The sequence below is a fragment of the Streptomyces sp. NPDC034103 genome (genome assembly GCF_055575395.1).
This window is the reverse complement of the sequence record NZ_JBVISS010000014.1, coordinates 218,410-239,740: the sequence shown is the minus strand read 5'-3', so window position 1 is coordinate 239,740 and position 21,331 is coordinate 218,410. Positions and strand designations below refer to the sequence as shown.

Here is a 21,331-nt window from a genome sequence, read left to right as displayed (position 1 = left end):
CATGACGACGAACACGAGCATGAACACGAGCACGAGCACGGATACCGCGGCGGTGGGCCGTCTGAACTTCGCGCAGAGCGCCCCGAAGGTCTTCCGCGCCCTCGTCGGCTTCGACGCCGCCGCCCGCGAGGGCCTCGACCCGGCCCTGGTGGAACTGATCCAGATCCGCGCCTCGCACCTCAACCACTGCGCCTACTGCCTCCACATGCACACCAACGACGCCCGCAAGGCCGGCGAGAGCGAGGACCGGCTCCACCTGGTCGCGGTGTGGCGCGAGGCCCGGCACTTCTTCAGCGAGCGGGAGCAGGCCGCCCTGGCTCTGACGGAGGCGGTGACCCTGGTGGCCGACGGAGGCGTCCCCGACGACGTCTACGCCGAGGCCGCGGCCGTGTTCGAGGAGGAGGAACTGGCCCACGTGCTCGCCCTCGCCATGACGATCAACACCTGGAACAGGGTGGCGCTGGCGACGAAGAAGGTGGCGGGGACGGACGAACGGGTCTGAGGCCTGTCGTAGGTGGAGCCTGTCGGGGGTGCGGCGGTCCGTGTCCGAGGCGTGTCGCTTCTGAGGCGGGCCGTGCCCGAGGCGTGTCGCCTCTGAGGCGGGCCGCGGTGGGCGGTCGGGTGGGCCGGTCACACCGTCATCGGGCGGTCGTACGGTCCGATCGGAGCGGGGAGTTGTGAACTCCCCGTCAGGTGACGGTCGACGGCCGCCGCCACCGCGCGCCCCTCGGCGATCGCCCACACGATGAGCGACTGCCCGCGGGCGGCGTCCCCCGCGGCGAACACCCCGGGCACGTTCGTGGCGAAACCGGCATCCCGCCCGATCGTGCCGCGTGGCTCCATCGCCAGCCCCAGCTGGTCGATCATCCCGTCCTCCCGGTCCGGCCCGGAGAAGCCGAGGGCGAGCAGCACGAGGTCGGCGGGGAGGGCCCGCGCGGTGCCCGGCAGCGGCCGCCGTCGCGCGTCGACCTCGACCAGGTGCAGCGACCGCACATGCCCGTCGGCGTCGCCGGTGAAGCGGAGCGTGGACGCCGCGAACAGCCGCGCGTCCGCGTCCGCCGCCGGGGCGGTGCGCAGGTCGCCGGCCTCCTCGTGGGCGGCCGACAGCCGGTAGATCTTCGGGTACGTCGGCCAGGGTTCGGCGTCCTCGTCGCGGTCGGCGCCCGGCTGGGCGTAGATGTCCAACTGGGTCACGGACGCGGCGCCTTCACGCACCGCGGTGCCCAGACAGTCGGCTCCCGTGTCCCCGCCACCGACGATGACGACATGCTTCCCGGCGGCGGACATCGGGGAGCTCCGCAAGTCCCCCTCGCATACCCGGTTGGCCAGCGGCAGGTACTCCATCGCCTGCTGGACACCGGACAACTCCCGCCCGGGCACCGGCAGTTCACGCCAGGCCGTCGCCCCCGTCGCGATCACCACCGCGTCGTACCGTGACCGCAGCTCCGCCGCATCGATGTCCCGCCCGACCGCCGTCGACGTACGGAACTTCGTGCCCTCGGCCCGCATCTGCTCGATCCGCCGCTCCAGATGGCGCTTCTCCATCTTGAACTCGGGGATGCCGTACCGCATCAGCCCGCCGAGCCGGTCGTCCTTCTCGTACACCGCGACCGTGTGCCCGGCCCGCGTCAACTGCTGTGCCGCGGCCAGCCCGGTCGGTCCCGACCCGATCACCGCGACCGTCCGCCCCGACAGCCGGTCCGGCGGCCGCGGGGGCGTGAACCCCAGCTCCCAGGACCGGTCGGCGATGGCGGCCTCGACGTTCTTGATGGTGACCGCGGGCTGGTTGATGGCCAGCACACACCCGGCCTCGCACGGCGCCGGACACAACCGGCCGGTGAACTCCGGGAAGTTGTTCGTCGCGTGCAGCCGATCGGCCGCCTGCCGCCAGTCGTCCCTGCTGACGAGGTCGTTCCACTCCGGGATCAGGTTCCCCAGCGGGCAGGCGTCGTGGCAGAACGGGATGCCGCAGTCCATGCACCGGTCGGCCTGCTTGTTGACGATGGGCAGCAGCGCCCCGGGGACGTACACCTCGTCCCAGTCCCGCACCCGCTCCTCGACCGGCCGGCGAGGCCAGTCCTGACGAGGGGTGGTCATGAATCCCTTGGGATCGGCCATGGCCGTCTTCCTTGCGTGGGCAGCGACGGGCCGTGCGTCATCGGCGGCACCCTTCCGGCCACGATACGTCCCGCCGACGACCGGCGCAGGTGGGGACAGCGCTGTCCCGGCGGGGCGTTTGTGTCCCTGGGGGCTTTGGGGGCGGGAGCTTTTTCGGGGGTGGGCGGGGCCCCGTCGGTGGGGGCCGGTCGGGTGAGCCGGGGGAGAGCCGCCGAGCCGGGGGCGTCGGGTGGGGCGGAGGAGGGCCACTGGACGGGGCCGGTCTGATGGGGCTGGGGGAGAGGCCGCTGGACGAGGTCGGTCTGGTGGGGCCGAGAGTGGGTCCGCTGGGCGGGGCGGTCACGGGCAGGTGGGCTGCGGTGAGGGCGGTGGGCCGTGGCCGGGCGGTGGGCCGTGGCACTAGGTGAGGGCGAGGATGTAGGCGAGCGCCGCGGCGGCCGAGGCGATCGTGCGGACGTGGTTCCACATCGTCCATTCGCGCACATACGTCGGCCAGTACGCGGCCGCCTCCGATGTCCCGGCGTCCAACCGCATCAGCGTGTCGTTGCGCGGCACGTTCGCCACGATCGTCACCCCGAACGAGCCGAACAGATACAGCGCGCTGCCCAGCAGCAGCTCCACCGTCCCCTCGTCCGGCCACAGCACGAACGTCACCACCGCGATCACCGCGCACAGCACCGCCGACCCGGCGAACAGGAGCATGAACGCGGGCCGCAACGCGGTCACGTTGATCGCCTTCATCGCGGCGACACCCTGCGCCGGTGGCAGCTCGGCGAGCCCCTTCATCACGAAGGTCGAGAAGCCGCAGAACACCCCGGCCACCAAGCCGGTCCCCAGCACACCCAGCACCGTCAGTACGAAGTACGGTCCCTCGATCATGTCGTCAACTCCCGCATCGAGCCGAGATCCTGCCCGGCACCTACCGTCACCACAAGTGAATTCCCGCACGGAGACCGCCACCATGGCCGAGGACCGCGGGCGCATGCGCGAACGTCCAACGCAGGCACGAACGGACGCCTGCGGTGTCGCGGCGCGCGCCACCGCGGGCCGGCCGACGCCGACGCCGATGCGACCGGACGATCACCGAGCCGCCGGTACCCGGGGCCCGCACCGCACCGCACGGCACACGGCGCTCGGCGGTGGCCGGTGCGCGACGGGTGACGGCTCGGGGTCCCGCCCGGCCGTGCGCCTCGGGGCCCCGCCACGGTCGTGCGCCTCGGCATCCCGTCACGGCCGTGTGAGGTCAGCGTCCCGCCAAGGTCGTGCGGCCAGGTCGTGCCGTACGGCCGTCAACCGGCCTCCGCCCCCGTCGCCCGCCAACCGCCCAGCACCGCCTCCACCGCCGCCGCGATCCGCCTCCGTGCCTCGTGCCGTGGCACCCCGTTCATCAGCAACTGGTCGTACGGCGTCTCCAGATGCCGTACGGACGCCACCACCGCCGAGACCACCGCCCCCTCGGACAGCGACCGCCCCGCCGCACTGCGCCCCACCCGCCCGCTGCCCCGCGCCGACGCGTGCGCCGCGATCCCCTGGGCCCGCTCGATGGGGCATCCGGGGAACAGCCGCCGTATCTCCGCCGCGAACGCCTCCGTGAAGCGCACGTCCTCCGCCGCCCGTCGCCGCGCGTCCCGTATCCGGCGCCGCTGCCGCGCCTCGGCATCCGCGAGACACCGCACCTCGGCCCGGGCCAACGCCGCCTCCTCCACGAGGACGCCCTGCCGCTCGTAGCGCGCCTTGCGCCGGTTGAACCGTACGACCACCGCCGACAGCGCACTCTCCTCCCGTGCCCTGCGCGTCAGCGCCGTGTCACCGCGTGGCAGGAACACCAGGTGCCCGAGGTCGGCGCAGTCCAGGCACCGGGGCGCTCCCTCCTCCAGGAGCAGCAGCGGCAGAGGTCCGCCACGGCACTCGGCGCACTGCTTGCGCCTGAGGGGCTGGACGACGAGCGGCCCGGTGCGGTGCGCGGGAGTTGCGAGGCGAGCCATACCGGATTCATTCCTCCCCCGAGCGGGCCATGAACCACGGCCTCGTGCGCCCGACCCGCGTTCCGACCGCCCCGCGCACCGTGCCGCCGACCGCAGGGTTCGAGGGCGGCACGCATCCCGGTCGTCGGCTGACGCATCATGGGCCGTGTGCGACTCGAAGCGATCACCTGGGAGCGGCTCGGCGACGCGCTGGCCGACCGGCTGCTCGACCTGAAACCGGCCGACGACAGCCCTTGGCCCCGCATCGCCTTCGACGGCGCCCCCGCGGCCCGCCCGCAGGACCTCGCCGAGCGCGTCTCGGAAGCACTGCGCGTACGCGGCCGCCCCTCGCTCGTCGTCGGCACCCATGGCTTCCTGCGTCCCGCCTCGCTCCGGCTGGAGTACGGCCACGAGGACGTGGAGGCGTACTACAACGGCTGGTTCGACACCGGCGCCCTGTGGCGGGAGGTCTTCGGCCCCCTCGAACCGGGCGGTGACGGTCGTGTCCTGCCCGACCTGTGGGACCCCGAGACCGACCGCGCCACCCGCAGCCCCTACGTCCAACTCCCGCCCGGCGGCTTCCTGTTGCTCCACGGCCCCCTCCTGCTGCGGCACTGGTTCCCCTTCGACCTGTCCGTTCACGTCCTCCTCTCCCCGGGCGCCCTGCACCGCCGCACCCCCGACGCCGACCAGTGGACCCTCGAGGCCTTCGAGCGCTACGCCGACGAGACCGACCCCGCCGGCACCGCCGACGTCCTGGTACGGGCCGACGACCCCCGGCATCCCGCGTGGAACGGCTGAACGGCTCGGGCAGTCAGCCTCTCCGTCTACGACCTGGCCGACCCCTGCACCTCGGTCGAGATCCGCGGCACCGCCGAGATCCTCCCGGACCCGGCGAAGCGCCTCCCGCGCGACCTCTCGCGGAAGTACCTCGGCATCGACCCGCCCGCCGACAAGGAGGACGAGGCCCGTGTGATCATCCGTGTCGTGCCGCGGAAGATCGTCGGGTTCTCGGCCCGAGCGGCGCCCCCGGCCTCGGGGTGCGGGTCTCCCGCGCCCCGGCGAGAATGAAGGGCGCCGGGACCAGCGGTGCGCCCCCGCGCCGCGCCGGCCGTCCGGCACCGGGAGGTACTTCATGACCACCGCCGGAGACATCATGCACCGCGGCGCCCAGTGGATCCCCGCCCACGAGACCCTGGACCGCGCCGCCCAGCTGATGCGCGAGCTCAATGTCGGGGCCCTGCCCATCAGCGACGAGAACGAACGGCTCTGCGGCATCCTCACCGACCGCGACATCGTCGTCGGCTGCGTGGCCGTGGGGCACGACCCCGCCAGGGTCACGGCCGGTGAGATGGCCCGGGGCACCCCGCGCTGGATCGACGCGGGCGCCGACGTGGGCGAGGTGCTCCGCGAGATGCAGGACCACCAGATCCGCCGGCTCCCCGTCATCGAGAACAAGCGTCTCGTCGGCATGATCAGCGAGGCCGACCTGGCCCAGCACCTGACGGAGGACCAGATCGCCGCCTGGGCGGAGAGCGTCTACGCGAAGAGCCCGACGCACTGATCCCCGAGGCGTCCTCCGGAGGTGAGTCCCCGTCCGGCGCTGAGGCCCCGTCCGCAGCTGAGGGCCCCTCCGGAGGTGAGGACCCGGGGGTGGGTGTCCGCCCGCCCCGGTCCTCGCCCCGTTCTCACAGCCAGCCGTTGCGCCGGAAGCCGCGGTGGAGGTACAGACAGGCCACGGCTATCACGCCGAGGACGAGGGGATAGCCGAACGTCCAGCGCAGCTCCGGCATGTGCTCGAAGTTCATGCCGTACACGCCGCACACCATCGTCGGCACGGCCACGATCGCGGCCCAGGCGGTGATCTTCCGCATGTCCTCGTTCTGCGCGACCGAGACCTGGGCGAGGTGCGCCTGGAGGATCGAGTTGAGCAGCTCGTCGAAGGCGGCGATCTGCTCCCTGGCCCGCAGCAGATGATCGGAGACGTCGCGGAAGTAGGCCTGTATCTCCGGGGCGACCGCGCGTATCGGTCGGGTGGAGAGCTCGTCGATCGGCCGGGTGAGCGGGACCACGGCCCTTTTCAGCTCCAGGAGTTCACGCTTGAGCTGATAGATGCGCCCCGGATCGAGGCGTGCGCCGTTCTGGGAGAAGACGTCCGACTCGACCTGGTCGATGTCGGCCTGCACCAGGTCGGTGACGTGCAGGTAGTCGTCGACGACATGGTCCGCGACCGCGTGCAGCACCGCGGCCGGCCCCTTGGTGAGCTGCTGCGGGTCGGCCTCCAGCTCCTCGCGCAGCGGGCCCAGTGAGCCGTGCATGCCGTGCCGTACCGTGATCACGAAGTCCTGGCCGACGAACACCATGATCTCGCCGGTGTTCACGACCTCGCTCGTCGCCGTCAGTTCCTCGTGCTCGACGTAGCAGACAGTCTTGAACACCGCGAACAGCACGTCGTCGTACCGCTCCAGCTTCGGCCGCTGATGCGCCTCGACGGCGTCCTCCACGGCCAGCGGGTGCAGTTCGAAGAGTTCCGCGATGCCCGCGAACTCCTGGTCCGTCGGTTCGTGGAGGCCGAGCCACACGAAACCGTCGCCGTGCTTGCGCACCCGCTCCACGGCGTCGACCAGATCGCTGCCGCCCGGGACCCGGGTGCCGTCCCGGTACGTCACGCAGTTCACCACGGAGGAACCCAGGGGGGACCGGGCCGGGTGGCTCAGGTCGACGCGTCGGCCTCGTCGCGCCAGCCGTGCGACCTTGCGGAGGTTACCGACCGAGCCGAGGCTCGTGACCTTCCGCAGATTCCCTGCCATGGACATCTGGATCTCCTTGCGTGGCTCCCCGTTCGCCGCATCTCTGCGCCCTGGCCGGCCAGTCTGCCAGTTCGGGGTGAGAGGCGTGCAAGCCTGTGGGAACAGGGCCTTCCGCTTTGTTCCCGCCTGTGGACGACGGTCATCGGCGCCCCCGCCGTGCCCTGCTCCCGGCGGTGCGGCACGTCCACCGCACCGTCGCCCTGCCGCGCCGTCGCCCTACCGCGCCGCCACCCCTGCCGCGCCGCCGTCGCCGTACCGTGGCGTCCTGGCGCCGGAGCGTCGACCATGACGGACAAGACGGGCAACTGGGATGATCGCGACATGATGCGAACCGACGGGTATCTCCTCGACAACCAGCAGACCGAGGCCGCAGAGCGCTTCGCCGCCTTCGCGGCCCTCTTCGACCCCACGACGTTCCGGCACCTCGAGGGGTTCGGTATCGGCCCCGGCTGGCGCTGTTGGGAAGTCGGGGCAGGCGGCACGTCCGTCGTGTCCTGGCTGGCCAAGAAGGTGGGGCCGACCGGACGGGTCGTCGCCACCGACATCGACACCTCGCGGCTGGGCCCGGCCGCCCGCCCGCCGGTCGAGGTCCGCGTCCATGACGTGGGCGCGCAGGAAGCGCCGGGGGAGGGCTTCGACCTCGTCCACGCCCGCCTCGTGCTCGTCCATGTCCCGGACCGGGAACGGGCGTTGCGGTCGATGGTCGCGTCCCTGCGCCCCGGCGGCCGGCTCCTGGTGGAGGACGCCGACCCTGCCCTCCAGCCCCTGACCTGCCCCGACGACCACGGCCCCGCCGAGCAGTTGGCGAACCGCCTGCGCCAGGGCTTCCGTCGGCTGCTCGCCGACCGCGGCGCCGACCTCTCCTACGGCCGCCGGCTCCCTCGTCTGCTCCGCGAGGCCGGCCTGCACCGTGTGGAGGCCGACGCGTACTTCCCCCTCACCTCGCCAGCCTGCGCGGCCCTGGAGTCCGCCACGATCCGCCAGATCCGCAACCAACTGGTCACCGCGGGCCTCGCCACGGACGCCGACATCGACCAGCACCTGACGAACGTGGCGGCGGGCGGAATGGACCTGGCCACGGCGCCGATGATCTCGGCGTGGGGTCGCAAGGCGTAGGAGGGCGGGGGAGTTGACGACCGGATGTCAGTCCACGTCAGTCCATGCCGGCCAAGTCACTCCAGGGGCTCGTGGGCGTGGCCCGGTGGCTGGAGCCGCGGCCAGGGTGACGGGGAGCCGCGGCCCGGCGGACAGCGGCGCCCGACGTCACCTCCCGATGACCCCGGACGTCAACCGGGAACCGCCGCGGGCCTCCCGCCCACCCGTTCCACCGCCGACGCCCCCGCCCGGCACCCCTCCTGTGCGGCCTCCTCGGGACCGGCGCCCGTGAGGAGTGCGGCGAGGAACGCCCCGGTGAACGCGTCACCGGCGCCCGTGGTGTCCCTCGGTGTCGCCGGTACGGCGGGGACGCGGGCGAGCACGGCACCCGAGCGGGCCACCAACGCACCCTCGGCGCCCAGCTTGGCGACGACCAGCGGGACGTGGCGGCTCAGCTTGGCCGCCGCGTCCACCGCGTCGGGCAACCCCGTCAGCAGACACGCCTCGTCCCGGCTGGGCAGCAGGACCTCGACCCCGTCCACCAACGCCAGGAACCGGTCCACACCCAGCTCCACGAGAAACCCGGCCGACGCCGGGTCCAGGCTCACCGGCACCCCACGCGCGCGTGCCGACGCCAGGGCGACCTCCACCAGTGCTCGGCTGGACTCGGAGAACAGCAGATAGCCCGACAGGTGCAGCCGGCCCACCCCGTCGAGCAGTCCGTCGGACCAGTCGTCCGGCTCCAGCCTCAGGGCCGCGCCGCTGTCGGTGAGGAACGACCGCTCGGCCGCGGCTCCCGTGTCCACGAGACAGATCACCGTCCCGGTGGGTGCCTCCGGGTCGACGACGAGCCGGGGCCGTACCCCGCATGCGGCCAGCTCCCGCTCGTGCCACGCCGCCGCGTCCGCGCCCACCCGCCCCAGCATCCGCACCTCGACGCCGCCCTGACGAGCCGCCCAGCAGGCCACGTTGGCCCCCGCCCCGCCCGGCAGCGTCCGGATCGTGGAAGCCGTGTCGGTACCCGCGGCGAGCGGTCCCCGATGCCGGGCCACCACATCGGTGACGACGTCCCCGACGACCAGCAGCACACGACCGGCCGCGGTTCCGCCCCCGGGCCTTCTGGTCGCCGTTCCGCCGTGCCCGGTCTCACCGGCCGCCGTTCCGAAGCCCCCAGGTTCGCCGCCCGCCGTCCCACCCCCCGGCCCCTCGCCCGTCGCCCCGCTCATGTCCCGGCCCAGGCCGCCGCGATCCGCCCCGCCAGTCGTACGTTGCCCCGGACCGCCGCGAGATTGGCGCTCAGGGAGGCGCCGTCGGTGTGCCGGACCAGGTAGTCGAGAAGGAACGGTGTGACCCCCTGGCCGGATACGCCGGCGTCCTCGGCCGCCCGCAACGCGTCCGCGAGCACGCGCGCGTGCAGCTCGGGATCCAGTTGCTCGTCCTCGGGGACCGGGTTGGCGACGATGAGCGCCGACTCGGGCCCGTCGAGCGCGTCCTGAGCCCGCATCACCTCCGCCACCCGCGCGGGGGAGTCCAGCGTCCAGTCCACCGGATGCCCCGAGTCGGACAGGTAGAAGCCGGGGAAGCGGTCCGTGCCGTACCCGGCGACCGCCACACCCAGCGTCTCCAGCCGTTGCAGGGTCGCCGGCACGTCGAGGATCGACTTCACGCCCGCGCAGACCACCGTGATCCGCGTCCGGGCCAGCAGTCCGAGGTCCGCCGACTCGTCCTGTGTCACCGTCCACTCCCGATGCACCCCGCCGAGCCCACCCGTCGCGAACACCCGCACGCCCGCGAGGGCCGCCAGCTGTGCCGTCGCCGACACGGTGGTCGCCCCGCTCGCACCCGCGGCCACCGCGAGCGGCAGATCGCGATGGCCCAGCTTGCGGATGCCGTCCTCGTTCGCGACCCGCTCCAACTGTTCCTTGTCCAGGCCGACATGGGGCCGCCCGTCCAGCACCGCGATGGTCGCGGGTACGGCACCCTCGCGCCGTACGACGTCCTCCAGCTCCAGTGCCACCTGCAGGTTCCGCGGTCGCGGCAACCCGTGGGCGATGATCGTGGACTCCAGGGCCACCACGGGTCGACGCGCGTGGACCGCTTCGCGCACTTCCTCCGACAACACCAGCACCACGCGCCTGCCTCCTGTCGATCGGGTTCTCCTGATCTCTGGCGGGCGACGCACCCGGCCAAACCCTTGCGGGCTGTGGGGGACGACACCAGCCTGGGGACCATGACGGACAACAGCACGCGTCTCGACCATGTCGTCCTCTGGGTGCGGGACCCGGTGGCGTCGGCCGCCTTCTACGAGAAGGCGGTCGGCCTGGCACCCGTGCGGATCACCGACTACGCCGCGGGCGCGGTGTCCTTCCCGTCCGTGCGGCTCAACGACGAGACCATCTTCGACCTCATGCCGCACACCATGGCGGAGCGGATGACGATGCTGCCCGGCGCCGTCGAGAGTTCCGGCCATCCCGTCAACCACGTCTGCCTGGCCCTGCCCGGCGACGCCTTCCAGGCACTCCGCGTCCGCCTGGAGGAGCAGGCGGTCCCCGTCTCGGACTTCTCCTACGACTCCTTCGGCGCCCGCGGCATGGCCCGCCGCAGCTTCTACTTCCGCGATCCTGACGGAAACGTGTTTGAGGTCCGGCACTACGACTAGCGGAGCGGCGGTGCCCTGAGGGACCACGCGCGTGCCCCCCGTTCAAGGCACCCGACCGTGCGCCTCGGCTCGGCCCTGCCAGGCGACCTGCTCAACCGTCTCCCAGAAGGGCGGCCCGCACCGCCCCTCAGAAGAGCGGCTCGGGCAGCACCCCCTCCAGGGCGAGCAACTTCCGCTTGGTCTCCAGACCGCCTCCGAACCCGCCGATGCCACCGTCGCTCTCGACGACCCGGTGACACGGCACGACCACCGGCAGCGGATTGGCACCCATCGCCGCCCCCACCGCCTGGGCCGCGCCCGGCTGACCGACGCGCCCGGCCAGGTCGCCGTAGCCCACCACACTGCCGTAGGGCACCCCCGACGCCAGCTCGCGCAGCACCTCACGGTTGAAGCCGGAGATCAGCGACCAGTCCAGGGGCAGCGCGAAATCGTGCCGCGAGCCGTCGAAGTAGGCCTCGACCTGGCGTATCGCCTCGGTCAGCAGCGGAGAGCCGGGCGCCTCGACGGGCGTGGTGCTCAGCCGGGACGCCAGACGGCCGAGCGCGCTCTCGCGGACCGCGTCGGTGGCGTGGAACACGACGTTGACCAGGCCGTCGCGGGTCGCGGCCAGCAGCAGCGGGCCGATGGCGGTGTCCACGACGGCCCACACGACCTGCTGCTCGCCCTGCCCATGGCTGTTCATGCGACCCACCGTACGACCCGCCACTGACAACACTCGGGGGAAAGAGCTCTGCCCGACCCCTTTCCCCTTACCCGGGGCGGGACGGCGTTCAGAACCCTTCCACAGCGTCCCGCACCACGTCCGGCCTGTTGGTGATGATGCCGTCGACGCCGTACCTGGCGACCCGCCGAGCGATCTCTGGGTCGTTCACGGTCCAGGTGAAGACCTCCAGCGGCCTGCCGTGCGGTCCCGTGAACGCCTGTACGGCGGCGACGTACCCGGTGGAGATCGTGCTGTACGAGGGGTTGATCTGGTCGGTGAACGCGGCGTAGTCGTTCAGGGCCGTCATCTTCGGCGTACCGAGCAGGCCCGTCCTGACGGCCGGCTTCAGCTCGTGGACGGTCCGGATGCTGTCGGCGCTGAAGCTCTGCACGATCAGCTTCGACCGGTGGCGCCGGTCCAGCCAGTTCTCGTTGGCGAGGACCTTGAGGGTCTGCCGCTCGATGCCCGGGTACAGCTCCGGATTCTTGATCTCCAGCAGCAGCTTCTGGTGGTTGCGGTCGACCCGGCGCACATACTGCTCCAGGGTCGGCACGCGCGTGCCCGCGTACGCGTGGCTGAACCAGCTGCCCGCGTCGAGCCGCGCGATCTCGGCGGCGGTAAGGTCCTTCACCTTCCAGGGAGCCCGGTCGGGAAAGCGCTCCTCGACGTCCGTGGTGCGCCGCAGTGTGCCGTCGTGGACGACGACGAGCTTGCCGTCCCTGGTGCGCTGGACATCGTTCTCGACCCAGCGGACACCCAGCTCGGCGGCCTTGTCGACGGCGGCCAGGGTGTTCTCGGGAGCGTAGGCGGAGGCGCCCCGGTGGGCGATGACCGTCGGTTGTTCGCCCACCTCGACGGCCCGCACGTCGGAGGTGGGGAGCACAAGGGCGGCGGTCCCCAGGAGCGCGGTGGTCGTGGCGGCAACGGCGCGCGCGTGCATGCTGACTCCTTGCGTCGAGCTATCACGGACAGCTCAACTGTGACAGCAGAGGGTCAACAGCAGGGGGGTGCAGAATGGCCACAGACTGAATGGGGTCGCCCAACTCCGCTCACTGGTGCCGCACAACTGCGGCAAGGGCGTGTTTCTTTGCCGGAAAATCGTTCGACCATTCCGGTGGGGGTCATACTCTCTGCCTCGACCCTGACCGCCCGGGCGGTCCTGGGAAGGGGCGTATTTCAGCACATTCCGGGACGCAAAAGGGCGGGAAGGACTGCCGCGCATGCAAGGCACGGTCGACGGTTTCAGCTACGGGCTCGTCACACCGCTGGTGGCCTACCTGATGGCCTGCCTGGGAGGTGCCCTCGGCCTGCGCTGCACCACCCGTTCCATGCTGGTCTCGAACTCCTGGCGGCCCGGCTGGCTCGCCCTCGGCTCCGCGGCGATCGCCTCCGGTATCTGGACCATGCACTTCGTCGCGATGATGGGCTTCACGGTCAAGGACGCCCCGATCCACTACGACAAACCGACGACGTTCGCGAGTCTCGGCGTCGCGATCCTCATGGTCGGCATCGGGATCTTCATCGTCGGCTACCGGGGTGCCAGCGGTACCGCGCTGTTCACCGGGGGCACCATCACCGGCCTGGGCGTGGCCTCCATGCACTACCTGGGCATGGCCGGCATGCGCTTCAACGGAAAGCTGGAGTACAACACCTTCACCGTCGCCGCCTCCGTCGTCATAGCCATGGTCGCCGCCACCGCCGCCCTGTGGGCGGCCGGCCAGGTCAGGGGCTTCCTGTGGAGCGTCGGAGCGAGCCTCGTCATGGGGCTCGCCGTCAGCGGCATGCACTACACCGGCATGGCCGCCCTCAGCGTCCATCTGCACGGCGCCACCGGTGACCCCTCCTCGGGGGACTCGCCCGCCGAACTGCTGGCGCCCATGATGATCGGCCCGCTGGCCTTCCTGCTGCTCGCGGGGGTCGTCGTGATGTTCGACCCGCTGATGGTCATGGGCAAGCCCGACTGGAGCCCGGCCGAGCACAAGCCAGGCATACCGGCGCACGCCGACATCGCGCACACCCCCCGCGGCCCCTCGATCCGCACCCGTCGAGGCGTGGGCCACCGCGGCTCCCGGACCCCGCAGAACCGCTGATCGGACCGCGTTGTCAGTGGGGAGTCGTACGGTGGACTCCATGCGGCCCGTTTCCCACATCGAACGCACGGTGGCGCCTTTCGAGGTCGTCAGCTCCTACCAGCCCAGCGGCGACCAGCCGGCGGCCATCGCCGACCTGGCCCGGCGCGTCAGTGCCGGCGAGAAGGACGTCGTCCTCCTCGGCGCGACCGGCACCGGCAAATCCGCCACCACCGCGTGGATGATCGAGAAGCTTCAGCGCCCCACCCTGGTCATGGCGCCGAACAAGACCCTGGCCGCCCAACTGGCGAACGAGTTCCGGGAGCTGCTGCCGAACAACGCGGTCGAGTACTTCGTCTCGTACTACGACTACTACCAGCCCGAGGCCTACGTCCCGCAGTCGGACACCTACATCGAGAAGGACTCCTCGATCAACGAGGAGGTCGAGCGCCTGCGCCACTCCGCGACCAACTCGCTGCTCACCCGCCGTGACGTCGTCGTGGTCGCCTCGGTCTCCTGCATCTACGGCCTCGGCACGCCCCAGGAGTACGTGGACCGCATGGTCCCCCTGAGGGTCGGCGACGAGATCGACCGCGACCAGCTGCTGCGCCGCTTCGTGGACATCCAGTACACGCGCAACGACCTGGCCTTCACCCGCGGCACCTTCCGCGTCCGCGGCGACACCATCGAGATCTTCCCGGTCTACGAGGAGCTCGCCGTCCGCATCGAGATGTTCGGCGACGAGATCGAGGCGCTCTCCACCCTCCACCCGCTCACCGGCGAGATCATCAGCGACGACCGCCAGCTGTACATCTTCCCGGCCTCCCACTACGTCGCCGGTCCCGAGCGCCTGGAGCGGGCCGTCAACGACATCGAGAAGGAGCTCGGCGAGCGCCTCGCCGAACTGGAGAAGCAGGGCAAGCTCCTGGAGGCCCAGCGTCTGCGCATGCGAACGACGTACGACCTGGAGATGCTCCGCCAGATCGGCTCCTGCTCCGGCGTCGAGAACTACTCGATGCACTTCGACGGCCGCGAGCCCGGCTCCCCGCCGAACACCCTGCTGGACTACTTCCCGGACGACTTCCTGCTCGTCATCGACGAGTCCCATGTCACGGTCCCGCAGATCGGCGCCATGTACGAGGGGGACGCATCCCGCAAGCGCACCCTCGTCGACCACGGTTTCCGGCTGCCCTCCGCGCTCGACAACCGTCCCCTGAAGTGGGAGGAGTTCCAGGAGCGCATCGGTCAGACCGTCTACCTGTCGGCCACGCCCGGCAACTACGAGCTCTCCCGCGGGGACGGCGTCGTCGAACAGATCATCCGCCCGACGGGCCTCATCGACCCCGAGGTCGTCGTCAAGCCCACCGAGGGCCAGATCGACGACCTGGTGCACGAGATTCGCAAGCGCACCGAGAAGGACGAGCGCGTCCTGGTCACCACGCTCACCAAGAAGATGGCCGAGGACCTCACGGACTACTTCCTGGAGCTCGGTATCCAGGTCCGCTACCTGCACAGCGACGTCGACACCCTGCGCCGCGTCGAGCTGCTGCGGGAGCTGCGCTCCGGCGAGTACGACGTCCTGGTCGGCATCAACCTGCTGCGAGAGGGCCTGGACCTGCCCGAGGTGTCCCTGGTGGCGATCCTCGACGCCGACAAGGAGGGCTTCCTGCGCTCCGGCACCTCCCTGATCCAGACCATCGGCCGCGCGGCGCGCAACGTCTCCGGCCAGGTCCACATGTACGCCGACAAGATCACCCCGGCGATGGCGAAGGCGATCGACGAGACCAACCGGCGCCGGGAGAAGCAGGTCGCGTACAACACGGCCAACGGCATCGACCCCCAGCCGCTGCGCAAGAAGATCAACGACATCGTGGCGCAGATCGCCCGCGAGGACGTCGACACCGAACAACTGCTCGGGTCCGGCTACCGCAAGCAGAAGGACGGCAAGGCCGCCAAGGCCCCCGTGCCCGCCCTCGGCGGCAAGGCGGCCAAGGGCGCCAAGGGCAAGGCCAAGCAGACGGCGCCCACCGACCGTCCCGCGGCGGAACTCGCCGAGCAGATCGAGGAGATGACCGAGCGCATGCGCGCCGCCGCCGCGAACCTGCAGTTCGAGATCGCGGCCCGGCTGCGCGACGAGGTCTCCGAGATGAAGAAGGAGCTGCGCCAGATGCGGGAGGCCGGCCTGGCCTGACCGGCACTCGACCCCGATTCGAACGCGCTGTGTTGCAAGACCGACACAAAGTGCGGACCTGGGTAGCGGCACTGTCAGTGCCCCTGCGTAGGGTTCTGGTCAACCGCGCACTGCGCGGCAACAGGGGACAGTCCGAGAGGGGAATCAGCGCGTGACCGTCAACATGACCAAGGGTCAGGCCATCAGTCTGCAGAAGAACGATGGCGCCAGCCTGACTTCGGTGCGCATGGGTCTCGGCTGGCAGGCGGCTCCCCGTCGCGGCCTGTTCGGCTCGCGCACCCGGGAGATCGACCTGGACGCCTCCGCCGTGCTGTTCGCGGACAAGCAGCCGGTCGACGTCGTCTTCTTCCGCCACCTGGTGAGCGACGACGGCTCGGTGCGCCACACCGGCGACAACCTCGTCGGCGGTGTCGGTCAGGGCGGCGACGACGAGGCGATCCTCGTCGACCTGGCGCGCGTCCCGGTCCACATCGACCAGATCGTCTTCACCGTGAACTCCTTCACGGGCCAGACCTTCCAGGAGGTGCAGAACGCGTTCTGCCGCCTGGTCGACGAGACCAACGGCCAGGAGCTGGCCCGCTACACGCTCGCGGGCGGCGGCGCCTACACGGCCCAGATCATGGCCAAGGTGCACCGCACGGGCGCCGGCTGGACGATGACGGCCCTCGGCACGCCCGCCAACGGCCGCACCTTCCAGGACCTGATGCCGGCGATCCTGCCGCACCTGTAGGCCGCGAGCGGCACCCGACACCGAACAGCGACACAGGGGGACGAAGGCATGACGGCCGAGCTGGTGCGGGGGCAGAACCACCCGCTCTCCCAGGCCCGTCTGGAGCTCCGGGTCTCGGCCGGCAAGCCGGTCGTGGCCGGAGCGACGCTGAGCGACGAGCACGGCAAGGTGCACGGCGTGGAGTGGGTGGCCCATCCGGGCGCACCCACCCTGCCCGGCCTGGAGGTGTCCCGGCAGGCCGCCGCCGACCACCGCCTCGCGGTGGACCTCGACGCCATGCCGGAGGCCGTGCACCGGATCAGCGTGCTGCTCGCCCTGCCCACCGGGGTGGCGGGACCCGCCCGCTTCGGCGGTCTGGCCGCCCCCTTCGTCGCCGTCACCGGTCTCGACGGCACCGAGGTCGCCAGCTACACCATCACCGGCCTGGAGGCCGAGTCGGCCGTCGTCGCCCTGGAGCTCTACCGCCGCCAGGGCGCCTGGAAGGTGCGCGCGGTCGGCCAGGGGTACGCCGGCGGCCTCGCCGACCTCCTCGCCGACCAGGGCCTCGCGGAGGCGCACACCCTCGCCGGCGGCATCAACGAGGCCGTGGCCCAGGGCCTGGCCCGCTCCGTGCAGGCCCCGCAGCGCAGCACCGACGGCGAGCGCACCCGGCAGACGGCCGCCCCGGCGCTCGGCGCCGACCAGAGCGGAACGTCCCCGCAGAGCCCCGTACCGCCGCAGCCGCCGATGCCGTCCTACGGCGCGCCGTCACCCGGCCAGCAGACGTACGGCGCCCAGGGCGGCCCGCAGGGTCCCACCGACCCCTCGGCGGCCACCCAGCCGTCGACACCCACCACGCCCCCCGCGGGTGGCCCCGTCGATTACAGCCACCCGCGTCGGCAGACCACCGCGCCACCCCCGCCCCCGCCGACCGCACCCCCGGCCCAGCCCGGACAGCCGCAGCAGCCCGTCGCGGGGGACGCGACCGGCTGGTCCATGGACGAGCGGCTCTACAACCAGGTGTGGGGCATGTTCGAGGACCTGGCCCGCAGCACGGCCGCGTACCGCAGCGCGGTGGACTTCGCCGACTCGCGCATGGAGAAGGAGCTCGACCAGGTCCTGTCCGACCCGCGCAGCCGCATCGGGGGCCAGGGCGACGCCGCGCGCGAGACGGCCCGCGCCAAGCACGCCCAGCTGGTCGAGCAGGCCCAGGCCGCCCTCGACCGGGACCTCGCCCAGCTCGCCGCCGAGGCCGACGTCGTGGAGCCCGCGCTCCCGCCCGCGTACGCGCGCTGGGACAACCCCGTCTGGCACGGCTACCGGGTGCCGATGGAGATACCCATGGCCCTGCGCCTGGGCGACCTCCATCTGCCCGAGGCCCCGGTCGTGACCATCCCGATGCTGGTCAGGCTGCCGCTGGAGCGCGGGCTGTGGATCGACAGCGGGCGGAGCGGCACGGTCGACGGCTCGTTCGCCGACGCCCACGAGGTGAAGCGGCTGGCCATGGACACCGCCGTGGCGATCGCGGCGCGGCTGTTGGCCGTCTATCCGGCGGGCGAGTTCACCGTGCACGCCATCGACCCGGCGGGCTCGGGCGGACAGGCGCTGGTGCCGCTGGTGCAGCCTGGCGTGCTCGCGGGCCCGCCGGCCATCGGCGCCGCCGGTGTGACGGACGTCCTCGCCCGGCTCACCCAGCGGGTCGACCTGGTGCAGATGGCGGTGCGGGGCGGTGCGCCAGACGCGCTCCCGCCGGGCTTCGACACCTCCGAGCAACTGCTGATCGTCAACGACTTCCCGCACGGCTTCGACGACCGCGCCGTGACCCAGCTGCGCTACCTCGCGGACGAGGGGCCGGCGGTCGGTGTCCACCTGATGATGGTCGCGGACCGCGAGGAGGCCTCCGCGTACGGCCCGTTGCTCGACCCCCTGTGGCGTTCGCTGCTGCGACTGACACCGGTGCCGGACGACCATCTCGCCGACCCGTGGGTGGGGCACGCCTGGACGTACGAGCCCGCGCTCGTGCCCTCGGACAGCCAGGTGCTCCAACAGGTGCTCCAGCAGGTGGCAATGGCTCGCACCAAGTACACGTAAAGACGCCTGACCAGGCACTTTGACCTTTCTTTTGCCAATCACTTTACCGTCCCTTGGTAATTGGGGTACGGTTGTCTTCACGGAGGGGAGTACTCCCTGTCGATGCGGCGTTCCCGTCAATACGGATCAGGCCAGGCGGATCAGGCCTGAATCCCGGGGCGTCGGCCCACCCTGGGTGGAAGAGACCTCCGGCAGCGCGACGACGCTGGTTATTTGCCGTTACGTAATGCCGGAGGCGCAGCAATGGATGTTTCCGTGACCCTGTGGGTCCTGACGATCGTGGGCCTCGCCGCCCTGATCGCGGTCGACTTCTTCATCGGCCGCAAGCCGCACGACGTGTCCATCAAGGAAGCCGGGATCTGGACGGCCGTCTGGATCGCCCTGGCCGGCCTGTTCGGCCTCGGCCTGCTCGTCTTCGGTGGCGGGCAGCCCGCCGGTGAGTTCTTCGCCGGCTTCATCACCGAGAAGTCGCTGAGCGTCGACAACCTCTTCGTCTTCGTCCTGATCATGGCGAAGTTCGCGGTCCCCTCGCAGTACCAGCAGCGCGTACTCCTCATCGGTGTCCTCATAGCCCTGGTCCTTCGGGCGATCTTCATCGCCGCGGGCGCCGCCATCCTCGCCAGCTTCGCGTGGGTCTTCTACCTCTTCGGCGCGTTCCTGATCTGGACCGCCTGGAAGCTCATCCAGGAGGCCCGGGCCGACGAGGACGACGAGGAGTTCGAGGAGAACAAGCTGCTCAAGGCAGCCGAGCGCCGCTTCGGTGTCGCCGACCGGTACCACGGCACCAAGCTGTGGATCGAGGAGAACGGCAAGCGGATCATGACCCCGATGCTGGTCGTGATGCTCGCGATCGGCACCACCGACGTCCTCTTCGCCCTCGACTCGATCCCCGCGATCTTCGGCCTCACGCAGGACCCGTACATCGTGTTCACGGCCAACGCCTTCGCCCTGATGGGTCTGCGCCAGCTGTACTTCCTCATCGGCGGCCTGCTGAGGAAGCTGGTCCACCTCAGCTACGGCCTGTCGATCATCCTGGGCTTCATCGGCGTCAAACTGGTGCTGCACGCGCTGCACGAGTCCGGTGTCCACGTCCCCGAGATCTCCATCCCGGTCTCCCTCGGCGTGATCTGCTCGGTCCTGATCATCACCACGATCACCAGTCTGCGAGCCTCCAAGAAGCAGGCGGTCGAGGCGGCGCAGAAGCGCAGCGATGGCGCTCCGAAGGACAGCATCGACGCCTGACCACGTCGGACGTAGGACCAACGAGCACCGGGAGCACCTCGCGGCCGATTGCCGCGCACCGCTCCCGGTGCTTCCGTTATGTCCGAAGCGTTCCCAGCCCGGGGACGCCCCAGCCGGGTGGAGGCACCATGGACGCACCCATGAAGTTCGTGCAGATCATCGAATACGAGACCGATCGCGCCGACGAGATGCGTGAGCTGGGCGAGCAGGCGGAGCAGCGGTTCGGCGGTCGCAGCGGTGGCCCCACCCACCGTCTCATCCTGCGGGACCGCGACCATCCCAACCGCTACCTCGCCGTGATCGAGTTCGACTCCTACGAGGAGGCCATGCGCAACAGCAGCGACCCGGAGACGGGCCAGTTCGCGCAGGAGATGGCCGCGCTCTGCACCAAGCAGCCGACGTTCACCAACTGTGACGTCGTGGACAGCACCGACCTCAGGTAGGTCCACGGGGCCCCGTCCCACCCGGGTGCGGGGCCCACGTGCCTCTGCGATCATCGCTGCATGATCAATCGGCTCAGGGCGCTCACCACCCAGTGGACCGCGCTCGTGCCGGTGCTCGCGGTCGTGCTCCTGGCCTTCACCTGGGGCCGCGACCTTCCGGGCGCGATGGTCGCCCTGGTGACGCTGGTCCTCGCGGGCGCCGTCCTGGCCGCCGTGCACCACGCCGAAGTGGTCGCCCACCGGGTCGGCGAACCCTTCGGCTCCCTCGTCCTCGCCGTGGCCGTCACCATCATCGAGGTAGCCCTCATCGTCACCCTGATGGCGGATGGCGGCGACAAAGGATCGACCCTCGCCCGGGACACCGTCTTCGCGGCCGTGATGATCACCTGCAACGGCATCGTCGGCATCTGCCTCCTGGTCGCCTCCCTGCGCCACGGCCTCGCCGTCTTCAACCCCGAGGGCACCGGCGCCGCCCTCGCGACCGTCGCCACTCTGGCCACCCTGAGCCTGGTCCTGCCGACCTTCACGACGAGCAAGCCCGGCCCGGAGTTCTCCGGTGTGCAGCTGACCTTCGCCGCCCTCTCCTCGCTGGTCCTGTACGGCCTGTTCGTGGCGACGCAGACCGTGCGGCACCGCGACTACTTCCTCCCGATCACCCGCCAGGGCGAGGTCATCACCGCCGACGACCACGCCGACGCGCCGACCGCCCGCACCGCCCTGATCAGCCTCGGGCTGCTGGGCCTGGCCCTGGTCGGGGTCGTCGGCCTGGCCAAGGGCGTGTCGCCCACCATCGAGTCCGGGGTCGAGGCCGCAGGCCTGCCGCACGCCGTCGTCGGTGTGATCATCGCCCTGCTGGTGCTGCTCCCGGAGACCATCGCCGCGCTGCGTTCCGCCCGCCGCGACCGCGTGCAGACCAGCCTCAACCTCGCCCTCGGCTCGGCGATGGCCAGCATCGGCCTCACCATCCCCGCGGTCGCCCTGGCCTCCATCTGGCTGGACGGGCCGCTCGTCCTCGGCCTCGGCGCCACCCACATGGTGCTGCTCGCCCTCACCGTGGTGGTCAGCTCCCTGACAGTGGTCCCGGGCCGGGCCACCCCACTCCAGGGCGGCGTGCACCTGGTGCTGTTCGCGGCCTATCTGGAACTGGCGATCAACCCTTAGGCCGACGATCGACTCCTTGGTCGACGATCATCCCTGTGCTGCCGGTCGATCCCTGTCGATCCCTGGGCCGACGATC

20 protein-coding genes are annotated in these 21,331 nt (G+C 71.2%); 12 read left to right on the top strand and 8 right to left on the bottom strand.

Translation table 11 applies throughout. The features are described from left to right. Position 1: 1 nt before the first annotated feature. Entirely contained in the window at positions 2–502 is a 501-nt protein-coding gene (locus tag ACZ56U_RS30550) for a carboxymuconolactone decarboxylase family protein (RefSeq protein ID WP_469087187.1), read from the top strand. A gap of 128 nt (positions 503–630) precedes the next feature. Here the strand turns inward: ACZ56U_RS30550 and ACZ56U_RS30545 are convergent, their stop codons facing one another. The 3 genes from ACZ56U_RS30545 to ACZ56U_RS30535 form a co-directional block, all read right to left on the bottom strand. Next, entirely contained in the window at positions 631–2,118 is a 1,488-nt protein-coding gene (locus tag ACZ56U_RS30545; RefSeq protein ID WP_469087186.1) for a glutamate synthase subunit beta, read from the bottom strand. 399 nt (positions 2,119–2,517) lie between these two features. Further along, entirely contained in the window at positions 2,518–2,997 is a 480-nt protein-coding gene (locus ACZ56U_RS30540; protein WP_469087185.1) for an anthrone oxygenase family protein, read from the bottom strand. A 410-nt stretch (positions 2,998–3,407) separates the two neighbouring features. Continuing rightward, positions 3,408–4,103 carry a DUF2293 domain-containing protein gene (locus tag ACZ56U_RS30535; RefSeq protein WP_469087184.1) on the bottom strand — a complete coding sequence of 232 codons (696 nt, stop codon included), beginning with the start codon at positions 4,101–4,103 and terminating at the stop codon, positions 3,408–3,410. A gap of 138 nt (positions 4,104–4,241) precedes the next feature. Here ACZ56U_RS30535 and ACZ56U_RS30530 point away from each other — a divergent pair, with 138 nt between their 5' ends. Both ACZ56U_RS30530 and ACZ56U_RS30525 read left to right on the top strand, forming a co-directional pair. After that, entirely contained in the window at positions 4,242–4,883 is a 642-nt protein-coding gene (locus ACZ56U_RS30530; RefSeq protein ID WP_469087183.1) for a nucleoside/nucleotide kinase family protein, read from the top strand. A gap of 334 nt (positions 4,884–5,217) precedes the next feature. Further along, the gene (locus tag ACZ56U_RS30525) at positions 5,218–5,646 is read left to right on the top strand and encodes a CBS domain-containing protein (protein WP_469087182.1); all 429 of its coding nucleotides are present in this window, start codon (positions 5,218–5,220) and stop codon (positions 5,644–5,646) included. A 124-nt stretch (positions 5,647–5,770) separates the two neighbouring features. Here ACZ56U_RS30525 and ACZ56U_RS30520 read toward each other — a convergent pair whose 3' ends face one another. After that, entirely contained in the window at positions 5,771–6,898 is a 1,128-nt protein-coding gene (locus tag ACZ56U_RS30520; protein ID WP_469087181.1) for a magnesium and cobalt transport protein CorA, read from the bottom strand. 315 nt (positions 6,899–7,213) lie between these two features. On the opposite strand from ACZ56U_RS30520, the gene ACZ56U_RS30515 reads away from it, so the two are divergent. Continuing rightward, positions 7,214–8,008 (top strand): methyltransferase domain-containing protein, encoded by a 795-nt coding sequence (locus ACZ56U_RS30515; protein ID WP_469087222.1) that lies wholly within the window; start codon positions 7,214–7,216, stop codon positions 8,006–8,008. 170 nt (positions 8,009–8,178) lie between these two features. Here ACZ56U_RS30515 and ACZ56U_RS30510 read toward each other — a convergent pair whose 3' ends face one another. Together ACZ56U_RS30510 and ACZ56U_RS30505 are read right to left on the bottom strand one after the other, a co-directional pair. After that, on the bottom strand, positions 8,179–9,213 hold the full coding sequence (locus ACZ56U_RS30510) for a carbohydrate kinase family protein (protein ID WP_469087180.1): 1,035 nt from the start codon (positions 9,211–9,213) through the stop codon (positions 8,179–8,181). Further along, entirely contained in the window at positions 9,210–10,118 is a 909-nt protein-coding gene (locus tag ACZ56U_RS30505) for a pseudouridine-5'-phosphate glycosidase (RefSeq protein WP_469087179.1), read from the bottom strand. The genes ACZ56U_RS30510 and ACZ56U_RS30505 overlap by 4 nt, the downstream gene beginning before the upstream one ends. Positions 10,119–10,217: 99 nt before the next feature. Here ACZ56U_RS30505 and ACZ56U_RS30500 point away from each other — a divergent pair, with 99 nt between their 5' ends. Then, positions 10,218–10,646 carry a VOC family protein gene (locus ACZ56U_RS30500; protein ID WP_469087178.1) on the top strand — a complete coding sequence of 143 codons (429 nt, stop codon included), beginning with the start codon at positions 10,218–10,220 and terminating at the stop codon, positions 10,644–10,646. A gap of 127 nt (positions 10,647–10,773) precedes the next feature. Here the strand turns inward: ACZ56U_RS30500 and ACZ56U_RS30495 are convergent, their stop codons facing one another. Next, positions 10,774–11,328 (bottom strand): methylated-DNA--[protein]-cysteine S-methyltransferase, encoded by a 555-nt coding sequence (locus ACZ56U_RS30495; protein ID WP_469087177.1) that lies wholly within the window; start codon positions 11,326–11,328, stop codon positions 10,774–10,776. A gap of 88 nt (positions 11,329–11,416) precedes the next feature. Further along, positions 11,417–12,289 carry a glycerophosphodiester phosphodiesterase gene (locus ACZ56U_RS30490; RefSeq protein ID WP_469087176.1) on the bottom strand — a complete coding sequence of 291 codons (873 nt, stop codon included), beginning with the start codon at positions 12,287–12,289 and terminating at the stop codon, positions 11,417–11,419. A gap of 280 nt (positions 12,290–12,569) precedes the next feature. On the opposite strand from ACZ56U_RS30490, the gene ACZ56U_RS30485 reads away from it, so the two are divergent. The 7 genes from ACZ56U_RS30485 (at position 12,570) to ACZ56U_RS30455 (ending at position 21,255) form a co-directional block, all read left to right on the top strand. Next, a complete protein-coding gene (locus ACZ56U_RS30485) occupies positions 12,570–13,439 on the top strand; it encodes an MHYT domain-containing protein (RefSeq protein WP_469087175.1) in 870 nt (289 codons plus the stop codon). Positions 13,440–13,479: 40 nt separating this feature from the next. Further along, positions 13,480–15,609 (top strand): excinuclease ABC subunit UvrB, encoded by a 2,130-nt coding sequence (gene uvrB, locus ACZ56U_RS30480; RefSeq protein WP_469087174.1) that lies wholly within the window; start codon positions 13,480–13,482, stop codon positions 15,607–15,609. A gap of 151 nt (positions 15,610–15,760) precedes the next feature. Continuing rightward, a complete protein-coding gene (locus tag ACZ56U_RS30475; protein ID WP_469087173.1) occupies positions 15,761–16,339 on the top strand; it encodes a TerD family protein in 579 nt (192 codons plus the stop codon). Positions 16,340–16,387: 48 nt separating this feature from the next. Continuing rightward, a complete protein-coding gene (locus ACZ56U_RS30470; protein WP_469087172.1) occupies positions 16,388–18,409 on the top strand; it encodes a TerD family protein in 2,022 nt (673 codons plus the stop codon). Between the two features lie 243 nt (positions 18,410–18,652). Continuing rightward, a complete protein-coding gene (locus ACZ56U_RS30465; RefSeq protein ID WP_469087171.1) occupies positions 18,653–19,651 on the top strand; it encodes a TerC/Alx family metal homeostasis membrane protein in 999 nt (332 codons plus the stop codon). A gap of 128 nt (positions 19,652–19,779) precedes the next feature. Then, on the top strand, positions 19,780–20,094 hold the full coding sequence (locus ACZ56U_RS30460) for a hypothetical protein (RefSeq protein WP_469087170.1): 315 nt from the start codon (positions 19,780–19,782) through the stop codon (positions 20,092–20,094). A 60-nt stretch (positions 20,095–20,154) separates the two neighbouring features. After that, a complete protein-coding gene (locus ACZ56U_RS30455; protein WP_469087169.1) occupies positions 20,155–21,255 on the top strand; it encodes a calcium:cation antiporter in 1,101 nt (366 codons plus the stop codon). The last annotated feature ends 76 nt before the right edge of the window (positions 21,256–21,331 follow it).

What these genes read in the sequence shown, in the direction of transcription:
- ACZ56U_RS30550 (WP_469087187.1), top strand. Translation starts at nt 2, where the DNA reads ATGACGACGAACACGAGCATGAACACGAGCACGAGCACGGATACCGCG.
- ACZ56U_RS30540 (WP_469087185.1), bottom strand. Translation starts at nt 2,997, where the DNA reads ATGATCGAGGGACCGTACTTCGTACTGACGGTGCTGGGTGTGCTGGGG.
- ACZ56U_RS30500 (WP_469087178.1), top strand. Translation starts at nt 10,218, where the DNA reads ATGACGGACAACAGCACGCGTCTCGACCATGTCGTCCTCTGGGTGCGG.
- ACZ56U_RS30495 (WP_469087177.1), bottom strand. Translation starts at nt 11,328, where the DNA reads ATGAACAGCCATGGGCAGGGCGAGCAGCAGGTCGTGTGGGCCGTCGTG.
- ACZ56U_RS30490 (WP_469087176.1), bottom strand. Translation starts at nt 12,289, where the DNA reads ATGCACGCGCGCGCCGTTGCCGCCACGACCACCGCGCTCCTGGGGACC.
- ACZ56U_RS30530 (WP_469087183.1), top strand. Translation starts at nt 4,242, where the DNA reads ATGGGCCGTGTGCGACTCGAAGCGATCACCTGGGAGCGGCTCGGCGAC.
- ACZ56U_RS30545 (WP_469087186.1), bottom strand. Translation starts at nt 2,118, where the DNA reads ATGGCCGATCCCAAGGGATTCATGACCACCCCTCGTCAGGACTGGCCT.
- ACZ56U_RS30515 (WP_469087222.1), top strand. Translation starts at nt 7,214, where the DNA reads ATGATGCGAACCGACGGGTATCTCCTCGACAACCAGCAGACCGAGGCC.
- ACZ56U_RS30470 (WP_469087172.1), top strand. Translation starts at nt 16,388, where the DNA reads ATGACGGCCGAGCTGGTGCGGGGGCAGAACCACCCGCTCTCCCAGGCC.
- ACZ56U_RS30460 (WP_469087170.1), top strand. Translation starts at nt 19,780, where the DNA reads ATGGACGCACCCATGAAGTTCGTGCAGATCATCGAATACGAGACCGAT.
- ACZ56U_RS30485 (WP_469087175.1), top strand. Translation starts at nt 12,570, where the DNA reads ATGCAAGGCACGGTCGACGGTTTCAGCTACGGGCTCGTCACACCGCTG.
- ACZ56U_RS30465 (WP_469087171.1), top strand. Translation starts at nt 18,653, where the DNA reads ATGGATGTTTCCGTGACCCTGTGGGTCCTGACGATCGTGGGCCTCGCC.
- ACZ56U_RS30535 (WP_469087184.1), bottom strand. Translation starts at nt 4,103, where the DNA reads ATGGCTCGCCTCGCAACTCCCGCGCACCGCACCGGGCCGCTCGTCGTC.
- ACZ56U_RS30520 (WP_469087181.1), bottom strand. Translation starts at nt 6,898, where the DNA reads ATGTCCATGGCAGGGAATCTGCGGAAGGTCACGAGCCTCGGCTCGGTC.
- ACZ56U_RS30510 (WP_469087180.1), bottom strand. Translation starts at nt 9,213, where the DNA reads ATGAGCGGGGCGACGGGCGAGGGGCCGGGGGGTGGGACGGCGGGCGGC.
- ACZ56U_RS30525 (WP_469087182.1), top strand. Translation starts at nt 5,218, where the DNA reads ATGACCACCGCCGGAGACATCATGCACCGCGGCGCCCAGTGGATCCCC.
- ACZ56U_RS30455 (WP_469087169.1), top strand. Translation starts at nt 20,155, where the DNA reads ATGATCAATCGGCTCAGGGCGCTCACCACCCAGTGGACCGCGCTCGTG.
- uvrB (WP_469087174.1), top strand. Translation starts at nt 13,480, where the DNA reads ATGCGGCCCGTTTCCCACATCGAACGCACGGTGGCGCCTTTCGAGGTC.